At 73.7% G+C, this 23,074-nt stretch carries 19 protein-coding genes; 17 read left to right on the top strand and 2 right to left on the bottom strand.

The features are described 5' to 3' along the window. Positions 1 to 233: 233 nt before the first annotated feature. From ABZ880_RS52620 to ABZ880_RS52635, 4 genes are all read left to right on the top strand, one after another. Positions 234 to 926 carry a LuxR C-terminal-related transcriptional regulator gene (locus ABZ880_RS52620; RefSeq protein WP_361278726.1) on the top strand — a complete coding sequence of 231 codons (693 nt, stop codon included), beginning with the start codon at positions 234 to 236 and terminating at the stop codon, positions 924 to 926. A gap of 257 nt (positions 927 to 1,183) precedes the next feature. After that, on the top strand, positions 1,184 to 4,276 hold the full coding sequence (locus tag ABZ880_RS52625; RefSeq protein ID WP_361278728.1) for a hypothetical protein: 3,093 nt from the start codon (positions 1,184 to 1,186) through the stop codon (positions 4,274 to 4,276). Beyond that, entirely contained in the window at positions 4,273 to 4,983 is a 711-nt protein-coding gene (locus ABZ880_RS52630) for a DUF4255 domain-containing protein (RefSeq protein WP_361278730.1), read from the top strand. Before ABZ880_RS52625 ends, ABZ880_RS52630 begins: the two co-directional genes overlap by 4 nt. Before the next feature lie 35 nt (positions 4,984 to 5,018). Then, complete coding sequence (locus ABZ880_RS52635) at positions 5,019 to 7,082, top strand: ATP-binding protein (protein WP_361278774.1); 2,064 nt, start codon at positions 5,019 to 5,021, stop codon at positions 7,080 to 7,082. Positions 7,083 to 7,099: 17 nt separating this feature from the next. Here the strand turns inward: ABZ880_RS52635 and ABZ880_RS52640 are convergent, their stop codons facing one another. Further along, entirely contained in the window at positions 7,100 to 8,755 is a 1,656-nt protein-coding gene (locus ABZ880_RS52640) for a DUF4157 domain-containing protein (RefSeq protein WP_361278732.1), read from the bottom strand. A 246-nt stretch (positions 8,756 to 9,001) separates the two neighbouring features. On the opposite strand from ABZ880_RS52640, the gene ABZ880_RS52645 reads away from it, so the two are divergent. From ABZ880_RS52645 to ABZ880_RS52705, 13 genes are read left to right on the top strand one after another with little or no spacing between them, the layout of a single operon-like run. Beyond that, complete coding sequence (locus ABZ880_RS52645) at positions 9,002 to 10,558, top strand: phage tail sheath family protein (RefSeq protein WP_361278734.1); 1,557 nt, start codon at positions 9,002 to 9,004, stop codon at positions 10,556 to 10,558. A 47-nt stretch (positions 10,559 to 10,605) separates the two neighbouring features. Next, entirely contained in the window at positions 10,606 to 11,046 is a 441-nt protein-coding gene (locus tag ABZ880_RS52650; RefSeq protein WP_010353296.1) for a phage tail protein, read from the top strand. Continuing rightward, positions 11,043 to 11,543 (top strand): hypothetical protein, encoded by a 501-nt coding sequence (locus ABZ880_RS52655; protein WP_361278736.1) that lies wholly within the window; start codon positions 11,043 to 11,045, stop codon positions 11,541 to 11,543. Before ABZ880_RS52650 ends, ABZ880_RS52655 begins: the two co-directional genes overlap by 4 nt. Next, a complete protein-coding gene (locus ABZ880_RS52660) occupies positions 11,540 to 11,698 on the top strand; it encodes a DUF6760 family protein (protein ID WP_020938517.1) in 159 nt (52 codons plus the stop codon). The genes ABZ880_RS52655 and ABZ880_RS52660 overlap by 4 nt, the downstream gene beginning before the upstream one ends. A 4-nt stretch (positions 11,699 to 11,702) precedes the next feature. Then, positions 11,703 to 14,549 (top strand): hypothetical protein, encoded by a 2,847-nt coding sequence (locus ABZ880_RS52665; RefSeq protein WP_361278738.1) that lies wholly within the window; start codon positions 11,703 to 11,705, stop codon positions 14,547 to 14,549. 34 nt (positions 14,550 to 14,583) lie between these two features. Next, complete coding sequence (locus ABZ880_RS52670; protein WP_361278740.1) at positions 14,584 to 15,009, top strand: phage tail protein; 426 nt, start codon at positions 14,584 to 14,586, stop codon at positions 15,007 to 15,009. Beyond that, entirely contained in the window at positions 15,006 to 15,725 is a 720-nt protein-coding gene (locus ABZ880_RS52675) for a LysM peptidoglycan-binding domain-containing protein (protein ID WP_361278742.1), read from the top strand. Before ABZ880_RS52670 ends, ABZ880_RS52675 begins: the two co-directional genes overlap by 4 nt. Further along, positions 15,722 to 17,548, top strand: a complete 1,827-nt coding sequence (locus ABZ880_RS52680) for a VgrG-related protein (RefSeq protein WP_361278744.1) — start codon at positions 15,722 to 15,724, stop codon at positions 17,546 to 17,548. Before ABZ880_RS52675 ends, ABZ880_RS52680 begins: the two co-directional genes overlap by 4 nt. Positions 17,549 to 17,583: 35 nt before the next feature. Further along, positions 17,584 to 17,901 carry a PAAR domain-containing protein gene (locus ABZ880_RS52685; RefSeq protein WP_361278746.1) on the top strand — a complete coding sequence of 106 codons (318 nt, stop codon included), beginning with the start codon at positions 17,584 to 17,586 and terminating at the stop codon, positions 17,899 to 17,901. Beyond that, the gene (locus ABZ880_RS52690) at positions 17,901 to 18,323 is read left to right on the top strand and encodes a GPW/gp25 family protein (RefSeq protein ID WP_361278748.1); all 423 of its coding nucleotides are present in this window, start codon (positions 17,901 to 17,903) and stop codon (positions 18,321 to 18,323) included. The genes ABZ880_RS52685 and ABZ880_RS52690 overlap by 1 nt, the downstream gene beginning before the upstream one ends. Then, positions 18,323 to 20,296, top strand: a complete 1,974-nt coding sequence (locus ABZ880_RS52695; RefSeq protein WP_361278750.1) for a putative baseplate assembly protein — start codon at positions 18,323 to 18,325, stop codon at positions 20,294 to 20,296. Before ABZ880_RS52690 ends, ABZ880_RS52695 begins: the two co-directional genes overlap by 1 nt. Beyond that, on the top strand, positions 20,293 to 20,856 hold the full coding sequence (locus ABZ880_RS52700) for a phage tail protein (RefSeq protein WP_361278752.1): 564 nt from the start codon (positions 20,293 to 20,295) through the stop codon (positions 20,854 to 20,856). The genes ABZ880_RS52695 and ABZ880_RS52700 overlap by 4 nt, the downstream gene beginning before the upstream one ends. Before the next feature lie 4 nt (positions 20,857 to 20,860). Continuing rightward, positions 20,861 to 22,333: a zinc ribbon domain-containing protein gene (locus ABZ880_RS52705; protein WP_361278754.1), complete on the top strand. Its 1,473-nt coding sequence runs from the start codon at positions 20,861 to 20,863 to the stop codon at positions 22,331 to 22,333. Here ABZ880_RS52705 and ABZ880_RS52710 read toward each other — a convergent pair. Continuing rightward, a complete protein-coding gene (locus ABZ880_RS52710; protein WP_361278776.1) occupies positions 22,291 to 23,052 on the bottom strand; it encodes a sigma factor-like helix-turn-helix DNA-binding protein in 762 nt (253 codons plus the stop codon). The two genes, ABZ880_RS52705 and ABZ880_RS52710, sit on opposite strands and share 43 nt — an antisense overlap. Between the last annotated feature and the right edge of the window lie 22 nt (positions 23,053 to 23,074).

Below are 23,074 nucleotides of genomic sequence, written 5' to 3' on the forward strand. Positions count from 1 at the left end.
CTACACACTGCACCCCCAGTGGCTCGCCCCCACACACCCAACAGCAGAAACAGGGCAGTTGACGCACGACCTCACGGCTTAACTACGCGGCATTGGTAACAGTGGGTCGTTAATGTCACCCGGCCGTTCCCGCGCGCCGCCTTCCGGCATTCGCCCCGCGCCAGCGATCCTCCCCCACGAACTCACGAACAGGTAACCCCCCCATGTACTGCGCAGAGGAGAACACCCCTGCCATGTCCGCCTCCAAGTCACATGTGCCCGCCACCGTCGGCTCCGGGCTGAGGGCCTCGCGTTCGGGCCGTCCGGAGCGGGTGACCGTGGCTGTCTACGCCGCCGATCCGATCCTGCGCGTCGGCGTCGTCCAGCAGCTCCGCCAGCGCCCCGAGGTCGACCTGTCCGACGAGGCCGACGCCGACGGGGCGCAGGTGTCGCTGGTGGTCGTGGACAACGTCGACGACGACGTGGCCGCCCTGCTGCACCGGCTGCGGCTCAACTCCGCCACCCGCGTGGGCCTCGTGGTCGGCACGCTCGGCTCCGGCGCGCTGCAGCGCGTCATCGAGTGCGGCGTCCCGGCGGTGCTGCGGCGCGCCGAGGCCGACCAGGACCGGCTCGTCCACCTGGTCCTCGCGACGGCCAACGGCGAGGGCGTGCTCCCCGGCGACCTGCTGGGCAAGCTGCTCTCCCACGTCGGCAGCCTGCAGCGCTCGGCGCTCGATCCGCACGGCCTGTCCCTGTCCACGCTGACCACCCGGGAGGCGGACATGCTGCGCCTGGTGTCGGAGGGCCTGGACACCGCGGAGATAGCCCGCAAGACCGCGTACTCCGAACGCACCGTCAAGAACGTCCTGCACGAGATCATCACCCGCCTCCAACTCCGCAACCGGGCCCACGCGGTGGGCTATGCATTGCGCAACGGGCTCATCTGACAAGGGAGTTCGGGAACCTTCCGATGCGACGGCGGCAGGCGGTGTCCGCCGGGAACGCCGACGTTGCCCGAACGCACACGGCACTGCCCGAAAGCACACCCCACGTTTCCCCCGCGTACGGCCCCGCCGCCCTGCCGTCCCGCGCGCGCCCGGAGCAGGGTGGCAGGGGCACATCCACGTGCCGCACCAGATCATGAGGGGGACCTCAATTGGCCACCGCTGGCCCCGGCGGGCGGTACCGCCCGGGGAGACTCGGCATGTCGTTGCTGCTGCTGATCCCGCTGCTCGGGGTGACCGCGGCGTCCGGGCAGGGCAGTGCCGAGTCCGCGCCACGGGCCGCGGCGGCCGCCGGCACCGCGGACACCCGGATCGCCTACGCCGGCACCCGGCACCGCAGCCTCGGCCAGGTCGCCACCACGACCTCCAGCACCGAGTTGTTCGGTGCGGGCCCCGCCCACTACGACGTCCAGCCGGCCGCCCTCGGCGAGCAGGTGGTCTTCGCGAGCCTGCGGGACGAGAAGACCCCGCAGATCTATCTGCGTTCCGCCGACGGTTCCGTACGGCGTCTGACCAGCGGCATGGACGCGGCGCACCCCCGGCTGACCCCGGACGGCAGGTCCGTCGTGTTCGACGCGGCCGAGTCCGGCGCCCTGGGCGGCGGCACGCAGCGAGACCTGTGGCTGGTGCACACCGACGGCACCGGACTGACGCGGCTGACGGACACCGCCTCGAACGAGGAGTGCCCGACGGTCTCCCCGGACGGGCAGCGCATCGCGTACTCCAGCGACGGCAACCCGCTGGTCGGAGAGCAGATCTACGTACGGGACCTGAACGGCGGCACCGCCACCCGGGTCACCGACGCCGCGAACGGCACGGCGAGCGAACCGGTGTGGAACCCGGTGAACGACGACGCCAACCGGAACTGGATCGCGTACACCGCCACGACCACCGAGAACGGGCAGAGCGTGCCCCGGCTGCGGGTGACGAGCGCGGACGGGACCGGTGACGAACCGCTCCTCGGGGGCAACCAGGCACAGTGGCGTGCCCACGGGGCAGCGTGGCTGCCCGACGGGGACGGTGTGGTGTTCCTGAGCCCCGAGATCACCTGTCAGTGCGAGGGCGACTGGGACCACGTGTTCCGGACGACCGCCCACTCCGACCAGGTCCCCTCCCTCGTACTGAACGAGGACCGCGAGATCTCCTCGGTCACCTGGCTCGGCACGGTCGACGGCGGTGGCGCGATCGTCGAGCGCACCACGGCGGCCGGCCCGCACGTGGTGACGCTGCAGGACGCCCGGGCGGACGGCTCCGACCCGCGCGACCTGGGGCTGACGATCCTCAAGGAGGACCCGGCGGCCGACACCAACACCGATTCCGCCAAGGACCCGCTGTTCCAGCCCGCGGCGGGCTACGACCCGTGGACCGAGCGGCAGAACTACACGCCCGACGGCCGCCGGATCGTGCTGACCCGCTTCGAGGACGGTCCCCAGGGCCGTATCGAGCGGATCTGGATCGCGGACGCCGACGGATCGAACGCCGAGCCCATGCCCCTCGCGGGACGCGGCGCGACGGACTGGGACACCGACCCGACGTTCTCCCCGGACGGCAAGTACCTCGCCTTCACCCGGACTTCGCCCGGCGGCCTCGGCGGCCCGAGCCGCATCCTCGTCGCGGACGCGGCCACCGGCGCGATCACCGGGCAGATCACCCCGCCGGCCGGTCAGCGGACCGGCGGCGACGCCCAGCCCACCTGGTCCTCCGACGGCAAGACCCTGGCCTTCACCCGCAACGAGGTCATCAACGACAACGGCGGCAACAAGCACATCTGGACCGTGCCCGTCGACCACCTGGACCAGCAGAAGGATCTGAGCGCCACGATCTGCCCGGGCGACTGCGAGGTCATCGACGACAGCCCGGCGTTCTCGCCGGACGGCACCTCCATCGCCTTCAACCGCAAGAGCGGCGGCGGCCAGGTCGACGAGCGCGACGGCATCCTGCTCACGTCCCTCACGGGCGACGACTGCCAGGTGCTGACGCCCGCCTCGGCCCGCGACCTGCCCGGCGCCTGCGGCCGGCAGCTGCCGGACACCTCGGCGACCGGCCCGTTCCAGCCGCGCGACGCCGCGTGGACGGCCGACGGCAAGGGCCTGGTGATCAGCTCGCGTGCCGCCGTGGCGGTCAACAGCCCCGAGAAACTGAGCCTGTTGGACGTCGACTCCGGCGACCTCACCGCGCTCACCAGCACGCTCCCGGGCCGCCAGAAGGAGCCCACCGTCCAGCAGTCCGTGAACCTCGCGGTCAACGCGCCCGGCACCACGCCCGAGGTCACCGTCGGCAAGTCCACCACGGTCCAGGTAGGCCTGGTGAACAACGGTCCCGCCGCCTCCCCGGGCACCACCCTGACCATCGCCCCGCCGACCGGCGTGCAGGTCACCAAGGTCACCTGGCCCGGGGGCACTTGTGACGCCGCCTCCCTCCAGTGCGACGTCGGCGTCGTGCAGCCCGGCACCACCGTCACCGTGAGCGTCACCCTCACCGGCCTCACCGCGGGCGACCAGCCCGTCGACTGGTCGGTCACCGGCACGGTCATCGACCCGGAGCCCAGCGACAACGCCGGCCGGACCGTCGTCCCGGTGCGCGAGGCGACTCCCCCGACGACACCGACCCCGCCCCCGACCGTGCCCTCCGAGCCGCCCGCGCCCGACGCCGGACCCGGTGTGAAGGTCACCGCGCAGCCCAACCCGGGTTACGTGGGCGGCCGCGTCGTGGTCACGTACACGGTCCGCAACGGCCGTAACGCACTCGCGACCGGCCTGCGGCTGCACATCGGCCTGCCCAAGAGCATCCCCGACAACGGGACGCCGGAGGGCTGCGACAAGTCCTGGGTGTGCGCGCTGCCGGACCTGAAGCCGCGTGCGAGCACGGTCGTACGGGTCGTCCTCAGCCCGAACAAGGCGCTGACCGCCCAGGTCACCGGCGTGCTGACCACCACCGGCACGGACGCCGACAAGAAGGACAACACGACCAGGCAGCGGCTGCGCATCCTCCAGCCGCGCATCGTGGCGGTGCCGAACATCGGCAAGCCCGGCTTCGTCACCTCCGTGCGCGGCAAGGACTTCCCGCCGGGAGTGCCGGTGCGGTTCACCTGGAAGCCGGGCATCACCGCGGCGGCCGCGCCGACCATCCCCGGCCCCGACGGCAGGTTCATCGGCCAGCTGCTGATCCTCGCCAAGGACCAGACCGGGCCGCGCATCATCACCGCCAAGGGCCGCGGCTTCTCGCCGGTGACGACCGACTTCCTGGTGGTCAACGGCAGCATCCAGCCGCCCGACGAGGTGACCCGCCGGTGATCCACGAGGTCGACGAGGGACTGCGCCGGCTGCTCGGCGGGTCCGGTCTGGAGGCGTCGGGCGTCGAGGTCGTCTTCGACGCCCCCACCCGGGACTGGGCGGCGCGCCGCAGCGCCCCCACCGTCTGCGTCTTCCTCTACGACATCCGGGAGGACGCCACCCGGCGCGGCAGCGGCGCCGGGGAGGTCTACGACGCCGACGGCCACCTCGTGGCGCGGCGCACCCCGCCGCGCTGGTTCGAGCTGACGTACCTGGTCACGGCATGGGCGAGCCGCCCGCAGGACGAACACCGCCTGCTCTCCCAGGTGCTCGCGACCCTGGTCTCCACCGAGACCCTGCCCGCCCGCCTGCTCACCGGCTCCCTCGCCGACCTCGGCCTGACGGTGGCCCTGGACGCCGGTGGCGTCGGGCTCGACGCTCCGGCCGCCTCCGACGTGTGGTCGGCGCTCGGCGGCGAGCTCAAGGCCTCCCTCCAGGTCCGGGTACGGGCACCGCTCGCCGGGGCGGCCAAGGAGACCGCACCGCCGGTCACCGAAGGCCTCGTCGTCCGCTCGGCCACCAGGGGCGAGAGCGAGGAGGCGACGCCGGGCCGCCGACTGCGCTACACGGAGACGACCGACCCGGGCCCGGACGGCGGCTTCGCCGGCCCGCGCGAACGGGGCCCCGCCCCCGCCCGTCGCCGCCGCCGAGGGGACCGCCAGCCGTGACGCACACCGCTGAAGCCGTCTCGACGGCCGCCCTCATGTCCACCGACGTGGAACACCTGTGGGCGCGGCTCCAGTTGGTCGAGGAGCGGGTACGGCACGCCGTGGCCGTCCGCCGCGCCGCCGACCCCGATCCCGACGATCCGTACCGCGGCCAGTACCTCACCCCGGACGCCGTCGCCCGCATCCTGGACGAGCCGGGCGGCCTCGGCGTACCCGCGCACGAGCCGTGGCAGCCGCCCGCCGGCTCCGTCCTCGACGGGCTCGCCCGGCGGTTCGGGCTGTCCCCGCTGGACCTGGACCTGCTCCTGGTCGCGCTGGCACCCGACCTCGACGCACGGTTCGAGCGGCTCTACGGCTACCTCAACGACGACCTGACCCGCCGTCGCCCCACGGTCGGGCTCGCCCTGGAACTGTGCGGGCTCGCCGGGGCGGCGTCCGGACGGTTCCGGCTCGCCCCCGGAGCGCCGCTGATCTCGGGCGGTCTGGTGGAGGTCACCGAGCCCGAACGGCCGCCGCTGTCACGGGTGTTGGTGGTTCCGGACCGGGTCACCGGGCATCTGCTGGGCAGCGATCGGCCCGACGTCCGGCTGGCCGGGGTGCTCGGTGATGTTCAGGAGGACCCGACCGCCGAGGCGGCGGAGGTCCGGCGGACGGCGGCCGCGGCCGGTACCGGCGTGGGCCTCGTCCATCTGCGCAGTCGGGGCGGGGACGCGGCGGGGCTGGCCGTCGCCGCCCTGCGCGCGGCCGGGGTGCGCCCGCTCGTCCTGGACGCCGTGGCACTCGCCCGGCGCCCCGCCGACGTACCGGAACTCGCCCGGATCGCCGCGCTCGAAGCCCGCCTCACCGGCGCCGGAGTCGTCCTCGGCCCGCTCGAGGCGCTCCCCGGCGAACCCGCCGAACGGGCCCGCACACTCGGGGCGTTGTGCGCGGCGCTGCGGGGTATCCCGCTGCTCACGCACGGCACGGTCGGCTGGGCCCCGGAGTGGGCGGCCGACACCCCCGTCGCCCTGACCGTGCCGGCGCCCTCGCCCGAACGGCAGGCGGCGCGCTGGCGGTACGCCCTCGAAGGGTCCGCCGGTCCCGTGGCCGACGACCTTGCGACCGGCGACGCAGCGGTGCTCGCCGAGGCGGTCGCCGCGCACCGGCTGGACTCCGGGCAGTTGCGGCGGGCCGCCGACGTGGCGGTGCGGACGGCCGCCCTCGCGGGCCGTCCCGTCCATCCCGACGATCTCCGCACCGCCGTACGGGCGCAGAACGGCGCGGGGCTCGACCGGCTCGCCCGCCGGGTGGAGCCGGGCGTCGGCTGGGACGACCTGGTGCTGCCGCCGGCCACCCACCGGCGGCTGCGCGAACTGGCGCTGCGCGCCCGCCACCGCGAGCAGGTGCTCGGGCAGTGGGGGATGCGGCCCGGGGGCGGCCGGGGGCGCGGCGTGATCGCGCTGTTCGCCGGGGAGTCGGGCACCGGCAAGACGATGTCCGCCGAGGTCGTCGCGGCCGACCTGGGCATGGACCTGTACGTGGTGGACCTGTCCACAGTTGTGGACAAGTACATCGGGGAGACCGAGAAGAACCTGGAGCGGATCTTCACCGAGGCCTCCGCGGTCAACGCCGTACTCCTCTTCGACGAGGCCGACGCGATCTTCGGCAAGCGCTCGGAGGTGAAGGACGCCCACGACCGGCACGCCAACATCGAGTCGGCGTACCTGCTGCAGCGCATGGAGTCCTTCGACGGGATCGCGGTGCTGACCACCAACCTGCGGGCCAACCTGGACGAGGCGTTCACCCGCCGCCTGGACGTGGTCGCCGACTTCCCGGTGCCCGACTCCGGCCACCGCCTCGCCCTGTGGGACCGCTGCCTGGGCGACCGCCTGCCCCGCGCCGCCGACCTCGACCTCGCCTTCTGCGCCGACCGCTTCGAACTCGCCGGCGGCTCCATCCGCGCCTGCGCGGTCACCGCGGCCTACCTCGCGGCGGAGTCCGGCACCCCGCTCACCATGCGGCAACTGGTGACGGCGGTAGCCCAGGAGTACCGCAAGCTCGGACGGCTGGTCCTGGAGAGCGAGTTCGGGCCTTATCTGGCGGCGGCCACCGACGCCTGAGAACCGCGCGGGCCGCCTCAGTTCCTCGGGGCCGTGTTCTGCTGGTTGATCTCGGAGGCGAAGGACTGCTGCGTGCCCTCCGCCCCGTAGAGCGCGAAGTAGCCGAGGGACTTTCCCTCGCTGAGCGAGTTGGCGCTGTCCGCGGCCGTCTCGTACGTCAGCGAGTCGTCCCCGTCGCGCATGATCACCGCCGCGAAGTGGTTCTGCCAGCGGCCTCCCTCGACATCCCGCAGATTCACGTAGTGGTTCTCGCCGACCGTGGGGTTGGCCCGCGGGTGGGCGAGGCCGTTCGCAGGCGTGCCGATCAGCCGTTCGGCGGCGGCCTGGCAGTCATTGGGCAGCGTGATCAGCAGAGCCGTCAGAACCTGCTCCGGTTCGCGGGTGGCGTCGCGGTCGATGGCGAGCCGCGTGAGGCACTCCGCGGCTTTCTGCGGGAAGTTCGGCTCCGACCTGGGGTTCAACGGGACGTGATCGGCCGCCCATTGCGCGCCCATCTCACTGTTGGAGAGGCTGAGCAACTTCTGGTGCAGCACGTCGATCTCTTGGTTGGCCTTCCTGCCCGTCGTCATGCGGAGCGCCGTGGTGAGGAGCTCTCCGTGCTCGGCCGGCAGTGCCCTCAGGCTGTCCTTGTACGCCGCGAGTTTGTCGTCCCGTGTCTGCGCGCTGTCGCCGAGGACGGGCTCGTGGCGCTGGTCGGCACCCGGCCAGTCGGCCGCCTCGCGGGAGGCGAGGACGGGGAGCACACGGTGCAGCGCACGGCCGCCGATCATCACCCGCTCGCCTCGTTCGAGGCGCACGCGTATCCGGCTCTGCCCGGCCAGTTCCCGGTTGGCGCGGTCGATCAGCTCGGCGTCGGCGTACGCCTCCTGCCGACCCGCCACCGCGATCAGCCCGTTGTCCGAGATCCGGTCGACCGTGACGTCGCTCGCCTCGGTGATGTCCGTGCCGTCGGCTCCCTGGGCCGTGGGGGTGCGATAGCGCTGGACGGGGACGGCGGATGCGTCCTCGGTGTCGGGGCGCACCGAGCGCTGCACCGAGTCGGGACCGTCGGTGTGCCGTGCCCCGTCGTGCCCGTCGGTGGCGTGGTCCGTGGGCACCGGCCCGGACATCACCTTGCGCGCGTTGGCCTCGGCGGCCCGCTCGAAGCGGTCGCCCGGGTCCGACACCGCGAACCCGTGGCCGGTGGCGCTGCCCGACACCGGGCCGTTGCGCTGCTGCACCACATGCGTGAGCTCGTGGGCCAGAGTGTGCCGGTCGCCGCCGCCCGGGCCGATGACGACATGGCTGCCGGAGGTGTACGCGCGGGCGCCGATGGCGCCGGCCGAGCGGGCGGCCGCCGCGCCGGTGTGCAGTCGTACGTCGGAGAAGTCCGTCTGGAAGCGGGCCTCCATGTCCTGGCGGACCGGTGCCGCAAGGGGCTTGCCCGCCGAGCGCAGGACCTGGTGCACTCCGGGGTCGGGTTGTTCCACAGCGGCTGCGGGGCGGGCTCGGCGGGCGATCATGGCCGTCACCGCGGCGTTGCCCGCGCCGCGCTGGGCCGCCCGGAGGGCGTCGGCGGTCAGCGGCGGCGGTACGGCGGGGCCGGCGGAGGTCTCCCGGCGGGCGGCGGCCGCCGGGCCGCGCGCGGCCTGCCGGGTCTCGGTCTGCTCGGCGTGCGCCCCGGACTTCCGCAATTCACTGCCTCCTCGTCGGCGCACCCCTGCTGCGGCCCCCAGTGGACCGCCCGGGCAAACGGGGCGTCCAGGTCCGTACGGGCACAGCGAGGGCAAGTCCGGGCGCCGGTCGGACCGCCCGCATGTGCGGATCGAGGCAGTGATCTTGCCCCCGGCCCGGTCCCCGCGTCCCTGTCGTCCCCGCCATGCTCCCGCGCAGACTCGGCCTGGACACAGGACCGACCCGTAGGACGCGAAGGAGCGAGCATGCCGACGTACCTCACCCCGGGCGTGTACGTGGAGGAGGTGCAGTCCGGTGCCCGACCGATCGAAGGGGTCGGCACCGCCGTCGCCGCGTTCGTCGGGTTCGCCGAGAACGGCCCGTTCCACACGCCGACGCTGGTCACCAGCTGGGACCAGTACACCCAGACCTTCGGCGGCTTCACCGAGGGCGCCTACCTGCCCCTCTCGGTCTACGGCTACTTCGCCAACGGCGGCGGCGCCGCGTACATCGTGCGCATCGGCGGCCAGGCCGAGGACGCCTCCGCCCCGTCGGTGAACGGCGGCCGGCGCGCGAACAAGGCCGCCGAGCCGGTGCAGCTCGGGGGCTTCCTCGTCGCCGCCAAGCCCGGTGTCACCGGGGTGTCGGTCGAGGTCGCCGACGCGGACGGCGAGAACCCGCCGGAGGACCGCTTCAAGGTCCTGGTCCGCCAGGGCGACCAGGTCGCGGAGACCTACGAGGCCTCCACCCGCAAGAACGTCAAGGGCTACCTGGTCAACCAGGCCCGCGCCTCCAAGCTGATCCAGGTCACCGAGCAGCAGGGCGCCGCCCAGAGCAGGCCCGCCGCCGGGACCCTGGCCGTGCCGGACGCCCCGGCCGCGCCCGCCGCGAACGGCTCCGGCGACGTGGCCCGCCTCGACGCGGCGGAGTACGTCGGCGACGCCGGAGCCCGCACCGGCTTCGGTGGTCTGGAGACCATCGACGAGATCACCATGGTCGCGGTGCCGGACCTGATGAGCGCCTACCAGCGCGGCGACATCGACGCCGAGGGCGTGCGCACCGTGCAGCTCGCGGTGATCTCGCACTGCGAGCAGATGGGCGACCGCGTGGCCGTCCTCGACACCCCGCCCGGCCTCAACGCCCAGCAGGTGCGCGCCTGGCGCAACGACGAGGCGGGCTACGACTCCCGCTACGCCACCCTCTACTACCCCTGGGTGCGGGTCTTCGACCCGGCCGCCGGACGCAACACCACCGTCCCGCCGAGCGGCCACATCGCCGGTGTGTGGGCGCGCAGCGACGCCGAGCGCGGAGTGCACAAGGCGCCCGCCAACGAGGTGATCCGCGGCGCGGTGGACCTCGAACTCCGGCTCAGCAAGGGCGAGCAGGACCTGCTCAACCCCATCGGCGTGAACTGCGTACGGGCCTTCCCGGGCCGCGGCATCCGCATCTGGGGCGCCCGCACCCTCTCCTCCGACCCGGCCTGGCGCTACCTGAACGTGCGCCGCCTCTTCAACTACCTCGAGGAGTCCATCCTGCTGGGCACCCAGTGGGTGGTCTTCGAGCCGAACGACGACCGGCTGTGGTCCAGCATCCGGCGCAACGTCACCGCGTTCCTCACCGAGGAATGGCGCCGGGGCGCGCTGTTCGGCCGTACGGCCGAGGAGGCGTTCTACGTGAAGTGCGACCGCGACAACAACCCGCAGGAGTCCATCGACCAGGGCCGCGTCATCTGCGAGATCGGCGTCTCGCCGGTCAAGCCCGCCGAGTTCGTGGTGTTCCGGCTGGCCCAGTTCTCCGACAGCACCAGCCTCATCGACGAGTGACCCCGGTCCATAACAGAACGTTCCGCAAGGAAAGGTGACAGACAGTCATGGCAACGGGCGATGCTCTTTCCACCCACGTCTTCGGCGTGCAGCTCGGCGGCTACCTGGTCGAGTCGATCCAGGAGATCAGCGGACTGACCGTCGAGGAGGAGGTCGTCGAGGTACGCCAGGTCAGCGCGGAGGGCAAGCAGATCATCCGCAAGCAGCCGGGCGCCCGGCAGGCCGGTGAGATCACGATCACCCGGGGACTCGACCAGAGCAGCGAGTTCACCAGCTGGATCAAGGAGACCCTCAACAACGGCGCCGTGAACTCCGCGCGGCAGAACCTCACCATCGAGATCAAGGACACCGAGGGCAACACGGTCCGCCGTATCCAGCTGATGCAGGGCTGGGCCTCCAAGTGGGAGGGCCCCTCCCTGAAGGCGGGCGAGTCGGCCGCGGCCACCGAGTCCGTGACCATCGTGTTCGAGGAGATCATCGTCGAATGAGGCGCCGTACGGTCACGGCGGGCAACCTGGAGGAGATCCTCCAGGTCACGGCGCCCGCCCAGGCGCCGGAGCAGGCGGCGGCTCCCCCCGCCGCCGCCGCTCCGGCGCCGCCCCGGGAGGACCACGGGTTGCGCACCGAGTTCGAGTTCGAGCTGCCGCGCGGCTACGTGGACGAGGCGGGCACGGTGCACCGGCACGGCGCGATGCGCCTGGCCACCGCCCGTGACGAGCTGCGTCCGCAGATCGACCTCAGGGTCAAGGAGAACCCGGCGTACCTGAGCGTGGTGCTGCTGAGCCAGGTGATCACCCGGATCGGCACCATCACCGATGTGCACGTCGGGGTCGTGGAGCGGATGTACGCCACCGACGTCGCCTTCCTCCAGGACTTCTACCGCCGCGTCAACAGCGAGGGCCACACCCGCGCCGCGGTGACCTGCCCGCACTGCGAGGGCGGCTTCGAGGTCGACCTCTCGGGTGGGCGCCTGGGGGAATCGTGACGTACGCCCTTCCCCGGCTCCGGGAGGAGATCGCGTACATCGCCTACCACTTCCACTGGCAGCGCGAGGAGATCCTCGACCTGACCCACGACGAACGCCGGCAGTGGGTGGCCGAGATCGCCCGTATCAACACCCGCGTGAACGAAGGCGGTTGACCACATGGCATGGCGGGACAGACTGCGCCGCCGGGCCGCGGCGCCGTCTGCCGCGGACCCGGACCGCGGGGTGCCCGGCACTCCGGATGCCGCCGTGCCCGACGCTCCGGCTCCCTCCGTGCCCGGCGACTGGGACGGGGGCTGGCGCCGCACCGCCGCGCCGGAACTCACCGTGTCCCGAGCCCCACTGGGCGTCAGCGACGGCCTTGCCTTCCGCGCGGGGCTTGCCGCCTGGCAGAACCCGTCGTTCGACAGCGGGCTCGGGCACGCGCTGCTGCCGATGGCTCCGACGGGTCTGGTGCGCGGCGTCGCCCGCCCGGCGACTCCGCAGGCCACGCACACCGCCGGGGGGCCGCTGCTGCTGAGGGCCCTGCGGGCGGATGCTTCGGGCGACGAGGGCTCGGATGCCGGGGCCCTGGACGGGTCCACGGCTGCCAGGTCACCTCGGGTTGCCCGCCGGACCGGATCGGGGGAGCGGAACTCCGGCTCGGCGGCGTCGGGTTCGGGCGAGGATGCTCCCCGGTCCCGTGGTCTCACATCCACGGATTCCCCCGCCGTCCTCTCCTCGTCGCCCGCCGCTGTCCAACGGGCCGTCGAGCCGGGCACGGGTCCCGTCGTGGCCCCCGCCGACTCCGGCGGCCGAGGGGCCGTGCCCACGACTCCGCTCGTACGACGTGTGGCGGTGGTCCCGCCCGCGGCCGCCGACGGTGCCGCGAACCGGCCCGCCACCGCGCCGAACTCCGCGCGTGCGTCCGCGACTTCGCCCGGTCCTGTCGGTCGTACGTCCGCAGGCCCGGCCGTCCAGCGGACCGCGAACGAGACGACCCGGCCGCAGTCGCAGACGTCCCGCACTTCCGCTGCCGATGGGCCCCAACCCGCCGTCCGGATCAGCCCGTTGAGGCCCCTCCTGACCGTCGCCCGGCGCCCGGCCGCACCCGTGCGCCGCGTCGCCGCCGTGCGGCCCGCCGGCGCTCCGGAGCCCGGCCCCACCTCCACCACAACAGCACCGCCCGGTACCAGCCCGGGCGCCACGGCTCCCGTACAGCGCGCGGCGACGCCCTCCCGAAGCCGCGCTCCGCTCGGCGCCCCGCTGAGCGAACTTCCCTCCACGGCAACACCGTTGGCGCAGAGCACCCCCACGCCCGGGACCGTGCCCCCGCCCGGCCAGGCGCTGCCCGTCGTCCAGCGCCAGGCCGACACCCCGGAGCCGTACGACAGCGGTACGAGCGGTCCAAAGGGAACGGCACCCGACGCCCCGCGCCCGACCCCCGCCCCCAACACCTCCGGCGCACGCGCGCGCGGCGGCCTCGGCGCACCGCTGTCCGCAATGCCGCCGAGCGCCGAGCTGCCCGGCTCCGCGGCGTCCCGTGCCTCTTCCCGTACGACGCCGGGGCCGGACGTCCAGCGTGCTCCGGCACGTCGGGACCAGCGCCCCGCAACCGCTCCGACACCGCCCACCGATCCCTCGCCCACCGCGCCGGTGGCGGACGCCCCGCTGCTGGGGACGGTCGACGTCCAGCGCAGCCTCGCGGACCACTCCACCACCGAGGACGCCACCAAGGCCGCACCGGCGGCCCACCCGAACGGCCCCGCCACGCCGCTGGTTGCGCCGCCCGCGGCCGCCGCGGTCGACCGCCCCGCACCCGCAGGCGCCGTAGCCGCACAAGGCGCACCAGGAAACACGCGACGCCCCGGCTCGGCGCCCGGCGGACCGGGCGCCGGTGGTGCGAGCGCCGGTGGATCACGAGTTGGTGGCTCGACCTCCGGCGGATCGCGCGCTGATGGCTCGACCTCCGGCGGTTCCCACGCGCACGCCCCGGGTTCCGGCAGGAAGGGTCCCCAACACCCCGCCACCCCGGCCCCGTTGGTCATCGCCAGAGCCGTGGCCCCAGGCGGCAGCGGAAGCATCGCAGGCACCCAGCCCTCCGGCTCGGCAGGCCCGCGCCCCCTCACCGTGACCGGCCCCGCGGCCCGCTCCGCCACGGCCGCCCCCCGCACCCTCTCGCTGCTCGCCGCCCGCCCGCTCACCCTGAGCACCCGGACCCCGGAAGGCGCGCCACCGCCCGCCGCCGCCCGCACCGGCAGCCGTCCCGTGGTGGCGGCCCGCTGGCCCGGCACCCCGGCTGCGGCCCCGGGCGGCCCCGCGCCGACCAGCGGGACCTCGGCGCCGACCAACGGGACCTCCGCGCAGACCACCGCATCGACCGCCGGGGCCCCCGCGCACTCTGCACCTCGCGCGTCCGCCCCCGCCACGGCGACCCCGCACGTCCAGCGGGCCGCGACCGCGCACCCTGGAACCCAGGGCACGCAGACCATGGCCACCGGCGTCCCGGCCACCGCCTCCCCGGCCCCGGTTCAGCGCGTCCCGGTGGTCCGTCCCGCCCCGCCCCGCCCGGTGACCGCCGGCGTCGGCGCCGCCGTACCGGCGAAACCTCTGCCCGTGACCGCTCCGCAGGCGCCCCCGCTCGCGGACCGCCCGGCGGCCGCAGCCTCGGCACCGGTGGGACCCGTCCCCGTGGTCCGGCCGCGGAGCGTCCCGCCGACGGGTACGGCCACCCCCGTCCAGCGCGACGCCACCGACTCGGCCGGTGCCGATCTGCTCAAGGGTGTACAGGTCAAGGAGGTTCCGGCGCGCGGTCGTTCGCACTCGTCGTCCGGGGCATCGGGATCGTCCGCCGCCTCCGCGTCGGGCAGGGCGGCGGCCCGCCGCCCCGAGACCCCCCGGGACGACCCCGGCCCGGACCTCGACGAACTGGCGCGCCGCCTGCTCGACCCGGTGTCGCGCCTGCTGCGCACCGAGCTCCGCCGCGGTCGCGAACGTACCGGCCGTCCCTACGACGGACGCCGCTGAGGGCACCCATGAACCACGAACGAATGACGGACCGATGACCGACAGCATCTTCGCGACGAGCGTGCACTTCCGGCTCGCGATCGGCGGCAACGACCTGGGCGCCTTCCACACCTGTTCCGGAATGGGCGCCGAGGTCGAGATGGAGACCTACGCCGAGGGCGGCAACAACGCCTTCACCTGGCAGCTGCCCGGCCGTGTCACGTGGTCGAACATCACGCTCACCCGGCCGGTCACCGCCGACACGGCGAAGATCGCCCGCTGGCTGGACGAGACGCTGAAGCGGGTGGAGCCCAAGGACGGCGAGATCGTGGCGCTGAAACCGGACCTGACGCGGATCATCAGCTGGCAGGTGTTCGGCATCGTCCCGGTGCGCTGGCAGGGCCCGTCCTTCGACCCCGCCAACTCCCAGGCGGCGGTGGAGACATTGGAGATCGCCCACCAGGGGCTGAGGCCCTCATGAGCGCAGCCCGTTCCAGCCGGACCAGGGCCCAGCTCACCCTGAAGGAGCCCCCGGCCTCCGTCGGCGCCAAGCCCGGCGGGACGATCGCGCGGCTGAACCTGCAGTTCAACCCGTCCACCCTGGAGCTGCGCAAGACCACCGAGTGGCGGCGCACCCCGTCCCGGATGGCGGGCCAGTCCGCGCTGCCCGAGTTCGTCGGCAGCGGTCCGCGCACGCTGAACCTCGAGGTGTTCCTGGACGCCACCGCCACCCACGACAACTCCGTGGAACTGGCGGTGGAGAAGCTGATGAAGGCGTGCGTGCCGACCCCGGCCAGCCTGGGCCGCAAGAAGCCGGCGAGCCCCTGGGTGCGGTTCGAGTGGGGCACTGCGCGGACGACCTCGTTCGACGGGGTGCTGTCGAGTCTGTCGGTGTCGTACACCCTCTTCGACGTGGACGGAAAGCCGCTGCGGGCCACCTGCGCGCTGTCCATAGAGGAGGCGAGCGTCGACCCGCCGGGCCAGAACCCGACCTCCGGCGCGCGCACCGCCCGCAGCACGCACACCGTGGTGGCGGGCGACAGCCTGGCGATGCTGGCCTGGCGGGAGTACGGCGACGCGACGGCCTGGCGGGTCATCGCGGAGGCCAACGACATCGACGACCCGATGGCGCTCGTACCCGGCACGGAGCTTGTGGTGCCGGGGCTGCGGGACGCGGGCGCTGAGGAGGAGCAGTGACCACACCCGAGGCGCGGGGCGGCCGGTCGTTCGCGGCCGATCCCGTCATCGAGGCGCCCGGCGAACTTCCGCCGATCTGGGCCGCCCAGCTGGTCAGTTGTGTCGTCGACGAGAACGTGGGGCTGCCGGACGCGGCCGTGCTCACCTTCCGCGACCCCGACCACGAGTTCCTGCAGAAGACCGGCATCACCATCGGCACCCCGCTGAAGGTGTCCGTGGTGACCGTCTCCGGGCAGGCGCGCGAGCGGCTGTTCAACGGCGAGGTGACCGCCCTGGAACTGGACCGGGACCGCACTGGCTCGTTCACGGTGGTGCGCGCCTACTCCAAGGCGCACCGGCTGCAGCGGGGCCGCAAGGTGGTGGCGTACCGGAACATGACGGCGGCGGCGATCGTCCGCAAGGTGGCCGCCGGGGCCGGGCTGGCCGTCGGCAAGGTGGAGGCCGCGGCGGTCACCTACAAGCAGCTGTCGCAGGCGAACGTGTCCGACTGGGACTTCCTGCAGTTCCTGGCGGGGGAGAGCGGCGCGCAGGTGCACGTCGACGACAAGGGTCTGCTGCAGTTCACGAAGCCGGTGAAGGCGTCCGGCGCGCCCGCGCCGTCGACCCCGGCCACCCGCAGCCCGATGGTGCTGGAGTACGGGCGCAACCTGCTGGCGCTGCGGGCCTCGCTGTCGGCCGCGGACGGTGCGCAGCAGGTGGAGGTGCGCGGCTGGGACGTCACCACGAAGCGGCCGCTGGTGGCGCGGAAGGCGTCGGTGACCAGCGGCACGGTGGTGCCGGGGCTGAGTGCGACGGCGGGAGCCGCCAAGTTCGGCAAGTCGACGAAGCTGACGGTGACCGACACCCCGTACCGCACCCAGGCCGAGACGAAGGCGGTCGCCGACGCCATGGCCGCTCAAGTCAGCGCGGGTTTCGGTGAGTTGGAGGCGTTGGTCGAGGGCAACCCCAAGCTGCGGGCGGGCAGGCCCGTGGCGCTCGGCAACGTCGGACAGGCCTTCTCCGGCCGCTACACGGCGACGGCGGTGCAGCACGTCCTCGAACCGCACGGCGGATACCGCACGACGGTCTGGGTCAGCGCCAGTCCCGACCGCTCCCTGACCGGCCTGGTGACCGGGGCGAACGCGCCGAGCCGCGGGCCGCGCATGCCCGGTCTGGCCATCGGTGTGGTGACGGACGTGCGCGAACCGGGCGGCGCCCAGAGCGGCGCCGTGAAGCTGAAGTTCCCCTGGCTGGACGACACTTACGTCACCGACTGGGTGCGCACCGTGCAGTGGGGCGGCAAGGGCGGTGGCGGCGTGGTCAGCCCGGAGGTCAACGACGAGGTCCTGGTCGGCTTCGAACAGGGCCTGCTGGACAGCCCGTACGTCCTCGGCGGCCTCTACAACGGTGTGGACAAGCCGTCGAAGCACGACGTGCCGCTGATCGACAAGACCAGCGGGAAGGTCAACCGCCGTTCCATCGTGTCGCGTTCCGGGCACCGGGTGGAGCTGCTGGACGCCAGGGCACCCGGCCCGTCCGGGCTCAGGCTGGTGACCGGGGACGAGCGCCTCGAAGTGCGCCTCGACGACCGGCGGGACCGGATCGAGCTGACGGTGAACGCCGGACGGGGCCGCCCGCTCACCTCCGTCGTGCTCGAGAAGACCGGCATCACGCTGGACGCGGGGACGGGCAACGTGAGCGTGAAGGGCCGGCAGGTGGACATCGAGGGCACGGCCGGGGTCCGTATCGACGGCGCCTCGGTGAAGGTCACGGGCCGGACGGACGTCACCGTCGACGGCGGTCTGCTCAGCGTCCTCAAGGCCAAGCTCATCCGGATCAACTGACCCCTGTCCCCTCGACATTCACCAAGGAGCAGCTCATGCCGGCCGCAGCCCGTACCGGTGACCCCACCAACCACGGCGGTGCGATCACCACCCCGCCGCCCGGTGCCGCCGCGAATCTCGCGCGGGTGCTGATCGGCGGCCGTCCCGCCGCCGTCGTGGGCAGCGTGTGCGCCTGCGCGATACCGCAGCACCTGGCCCTGGGACCGGGCAACGTGGTCATGCCCAACCCGGCCGGGCTCGCCTCCGGCCAGGTCCTCATCGGCGGGCTGCCGGCCGCGCGGATGCGCGACCAGACCACCTGCGGCGGGATGATCTCGGGCGGCGCCGTGAACGTCCTGATCGGGGGCGTGTGATGAGCGAGCGGTTCATCGGCCGCGGCTGGGCGTTCCCGATGCGGGTCGGGCCGACCGGCGGCATCGGCATGGTCGAGCGGGAGCGGGAGATCGAGGAGGCCATCCGCCTGGTCCTCGGCACCGCGCCCGGCGAGCGCCCCATGCGCCCCGAGTTCGGCTGCGGCATCCACGACTACGTCTTCGCACCCGGCGACGGCGCCACCGCCGGACGTATCGCACAGCAGGTGCGCGAGGCCCTGGAGCGGTGGGAGCCGCGCATCGCGGTCGACGACGTGGTCGTCGCCTTCGACGCGGTCGAGGACGGCACCCTCTACATCGACGTGCACTACACCCTGCGTTCCACCAACGACCGGCGCAACCTGGTCTTTCCCTTCTACACGATCCCCTCCGAGGAGGGGGCCGAGGAATTGGTCGCGGACTGATGGCCCTGCCCTCCCCCAACCTGGACGACCGGCGGTTCCAGCAACTCGTCGACGAGGCGAAGCGGTACGTGCAGCAGCGCGCCCCGGAGTGGACCGACCACAACGTCTCCGACCCGGGCGTCACGCTGATCGAGACGTTCGCCTACCTCGTGGACCAGCTGCTGTACCGGCTGAACCGGGTCCCGGACAAGAACTACACGGCGTTCCTGGACCTGTTGGGCATCCGCCTGTTCCCGCCGGCGGCGGCCGTGGCCGAGGTCGACTTCTGGCTGTCGGCGCCGCAGCCCGACACGGTGACGCTGCACACGGGCACCGAGGTGACCACCGCGGGCGGCGAGAACGACGAGGCCGTGGTGTTCACCACCACCGACGAACTGCGCATCGTGCCCAGCGAGTTGATACGGCTGGTCACCGCACCCCGCAGCGGCGAGCAGACCGACCGCACCGGCGAGCTCGCCGAGGGCCGCGACGTGCCCGCCTTCCAGGCGGCGCCGGAGCCCGGCGACGCGCTGCTGTTCGGGCTGCCGACGGCGGTGCCGCGCTGCGTCGTCGCGGTGAACCTGGACAGCCGCGTCGAGGGCATCGGCGTGGACCCGCGCCAGCCTCCGCTGGTGTGGGAGGCGTGGGACGGCGGCGGCTGGCAGCTGTGCGAGACCGGAGAGGACTCCACCGGCGGCCTCAACCGGCCCGGCGAGGCCATCGTCCACGTTCCCGCAGGTCACACCGCGTCGGTGATCGGCGGGACGCGGGCCGGCTGGCTGCGCTGCCGGGTCACCGAGGCGGAGCCGGGCCAGCCCTTCTACTCGGAGTCGCCGACGGTGCGCGAGGCGTCGGTGTTCACCGTGGGCGGCACCATGACCGTCGAGCACGCCGAGACCGAGACCGACGTACCGCTCGGCACCTCGGAGGGCGTCGCCGGCCAGACGTTCCGGCTCGGCCGTCCCCCGATCCTCCTCGACCGCGAGCCGCCCGTGGTGGAGGTGTCGTCCGCCGAAGGCTGGCAGCGCTGGGACCTCGTGGAGCACTTCGGCCGCTCCGGCCCGGCCGACCGCCACGTCCAAGTCGACGCCACCACCGGCGAGTTCACCTTTCCCCCGGCCGTGCGCGAACCGGACGGCACACTGCGGCAGTGCGGCGCCGTACCGCCCAAGGGCGCCCAGATCCGGGTGGCCCACTACCGCACCGGAGGCGGCCCGGCGGGCAACGTCGCCCGGGGGGCGATCTCGGTCCTCCGCAGCTCCGTCCCGTACATCGCCCGGGTCGTCAACCGGGAGGCTGCGAGCGGCGGCGTCGCCGGCGAGACGATCGCCAACGCGAAGCTGCGGGCTCCGGACGCCCTGCGCATGCAGGAACGCGCGGTCACCGCCGAGGACTACGAGATCATCGCCCGTCAGGCGGCCCCCTCGGTCCGCCGGGTCCGCTGTCTGCCGGCCGCCGAAGGCGCGGGCGCGGTACGGGTGTTGGTGGTCCCGGACGCGGTGGCCGACGAGGGCGACGACCGCCTCCGCTTCGAGCAGCTGATCCCCTCGGACCAGGTGCTCGGCGCGATCACCACGAGCCTCGACGAACGCCGCCTGATCGGCACCCGCCTGGTCGTCGAGCCGCCGGTCTACCAGGGCGTCACCGTGATCGCCCGGCTGGCGGCGGCCCCGTCCGACACCGATCGCGTCCGCGACGCCGCACTGGCCGCCCTGTTCCGCCACCTCAACCCGCTGAACGGCGGCCCCGACGGCACCGGCTGGGCCTTCGGCCGCCCGGTCCAGTACGGCGACGTCTTCGGCGTCCTCCAACGCGCCACCGGCAACGCGCTGGTGGAGGAGATCCTGCTGTTCCCCGCGGACCCGATCACCGGCCGGCGCGGGGCGCCGACGGACCGCATCGATGTGGCGGCGGGGGCGCTGGTGTTCTCGTACCAGCACCAGGTGGTGGTCACGGCCATGGAGCCCGGGGCGCGGGGAGAGGTGCGGGGATGAGCCGTGCCGCGATACCCGGTCTGCCGAGCCGGTATCCGATCGGCGAGCAGCTGCCCGCCCTCTATGCCGACGACGACTTCGCGCAGCGCTTCACCGGCGGGCTCGACACCGTCCTCGCCCCGGTGTTCGCGACCCTCGACAACCTGCCCGCCTACCTCGACCCCCGGGTGACCCCGGCCGACTTCCTGGCCTGGCTGGCGTCCTGGGTGGGGGCGTCCGACGACCCGCAGTGGCCGGTGGAGCGGCGCCGCGAGGCGGTCGTCCGCGCGGTGGAACTGCACCGGTGGCGCGGTACGAGACGTGGCTTGGTCGAGGCCCTGCGGCTCGCACTCGGCGTGCACGCCGAGGTCACCGGTGACGGCGGCGCCGTGTGGTCGAACACGCCCGGCGCCGACCTGCCGCCGGAGCCCCCCGCCGAGGTCCTGGTCCGGGTGTGGCCGGACCCCGGGACCTGGGTCGACCCGGAGAGGGTCCACGAGGTCGTCAGGGCCATGCGCCCGGTGCACACCGACTGCCGGGTGGAACTCCTCCCCGGCCCACCCACCGACGAAGGGAGGTGACGCCATGCGCGCCTGTCCCGCGTGCGGGGCGTCCAACGGCCCCACGGACGACTTCTGCGGCAACTGCGGGGCGTACTTGGGGTGGTCGGACAGCACGGCGACGCCGGGTTCGTCGGCTTCGGGTACGGCGACCTCGGACACGGAGTCTTCGAGTACGGCGGCCTCCAGTACGGCGACCTCGAGTCCGGTGTCGGAACCGCCGGCGACGAGCACGTCCGCGGAGCCGCCGGCAGCGAGCGCACCCGCCGAGTCGTCGGCGCCGGGCACACCGGCGGAACCGCCCGCTGCGACGGCCGCGGCCGCGCCGACCCCGGCCGAGGAGCCGGCGGCGGCCGCGCCCGGCCGCAGCTCGTCGTTGCGTACGAGGCTGACGGACCGGGTCCGCGCCGAGCGGGGGGCGGGCCCGGCACCTGCCGTGGGCTCACCCTCCGCCGACGGCGGCAGCGCGGCCCCCGGCACCGCCTCCGGCCAGGACGGGACGACAAGCCCCGCACCCCGGACCGACCCGGACGACGCCGACGCCGAGCCCTCCGCTCCCGCCCCCCGCCCGACCACCGGCGACGACAACGCCCCCGGCCCCGGCCCCGGAGGAGCCGCCCCCGCGGCCCCGGCGCCCACGCCCCCCGTCACCCACCCTGCCCCGGCCACCCCCACCCCCGCGCCCGTAACACCCACCACCCCCCAGCCCCCGACTCCCGCCCCCATCCAGCCCGTACGCCCGGCAAAGCCGGTGGCCCCCCGCCCCGTCGTACGCCCCGTGGAGGCGCCCGACGAAGTGGCGGGCGCGCCCTGTCCCTCCTGCGGTACGCCCAACCCGCCCGACCGCCGGTTCTGCCGGCGCTGTGCGACCGCGCTGAACCCCTCGGCGAAGCCCGAACCATTGCCGTGGTGGCGGACGGTGTGGCCGTTCCGCCGCCGGGTGCGGGCGAGTTCGGGGAGGGCGGTGCGGCTGCTGGTGATCCTGGCCGTGGTGGTGGCGCTGTGCGCCGGCGCTCTCCTGCTGCTTCCCGCCGGACGCGCCCTGTTCGAGGACACCCGGGACAAACTGGGCAAGGCCAAGCCCATCACCCCGGTGACCATCAAGGCGAGCGCCCAGTCCCCCCGGCACCCGGCGAAGAACACCACCGACGGCATCACCAACAGCTACTGGGGCGCACCCGCGCCGGGCGCCTCGGTGACGTACACCTTCCGCAAGCCGTTCCGCATGGTCGACCTGATCATCACCAACGGCCCGTCCAAGGACCCGGAGGAGTACCACGACCAGGCCCGCGCCCTCCAGATCGACCTGGACGTGACGACGCAGAACGGCGAGCAGCAGCACAAGCAGCTCACCCTCAGCGACAAGCCGGGCCCGCAGACATTCACCACCGGCATCAGCGACGTCACGACGGTACGCCTGGTCCTTCGCTCACCCGTCGGCCTGACCTCCGGCCGTCAACTGGCCCTGGCGGAGGTCGAGTTCTTCCAGCGAGGCTGATCCACGCCACCCGCGACACGGAGGCTTGTGCATGCGCACGGGCAAGGAACGCACAGGGAAAGACGAGTACCAGGTCCGGAGGACACCGACCCGTACCCCGGCACCGGCACGTGAACTACGCGCCGGACCAGGGCGGTTGACCCCCACGGCCGTCGTGGCCCTGCAGCGCTCGGCGGGCGACAGGGCGGTGGCTCGCATGCTCGGGAAACGCGGGCCTTCACCCCCGGCAGCCCGAACGGCAACCGGCTCGTCCTGACCGTCCTCCTGCAGGGCTGACCCCCGTGCCACCTGCCCGGACAACCACAAGACCGGCGCTTGCCGCGCACGGCGACACCACACCGCCCGCCGCTCACCGCGGTCGGCGTACGGAGGCGCCCCCCTTCGTGGCGGCGTCCCAGACCCCCGCCGCCACCGTCTGCGCGAACTCGGTGGGCGACGGCTCGTTCGGCGGCGCGGGCGTACACCTCGCGCAGCCGCCGGGGATCGGCGCCCACCGCTTTCAGCCCGTGCCGGGCATGCGCCCGTACCGCGCCCACCGAGCACCCCAGCAGCTGGGCGATCTCCGCGTCCGCCAGCCCCTCCCGGATCCGCAGCACCAGAACGGCCCGCCGCCGCGCGGCCCGCCGTCCACGCAGCCGGCGCAGATGGCCCCGCACCAGACAGCGCCGTACGTGGAAATCCACGTCGTTGCGCGGGACGCGCCGCCACCGCGCGCACATCCGCACCAGCGTTCTCCGCACC

This window comes from Streptomyces sp. NPDC047043, from assembly GCF_040644055.1.
In the GTDB taxonomy this organism is placed as follows: domain Bacteria; phylum Actinomycetota; class Actinomycetes; order Streptomycetales; family Streptomycetaceae; genus Streptomyces.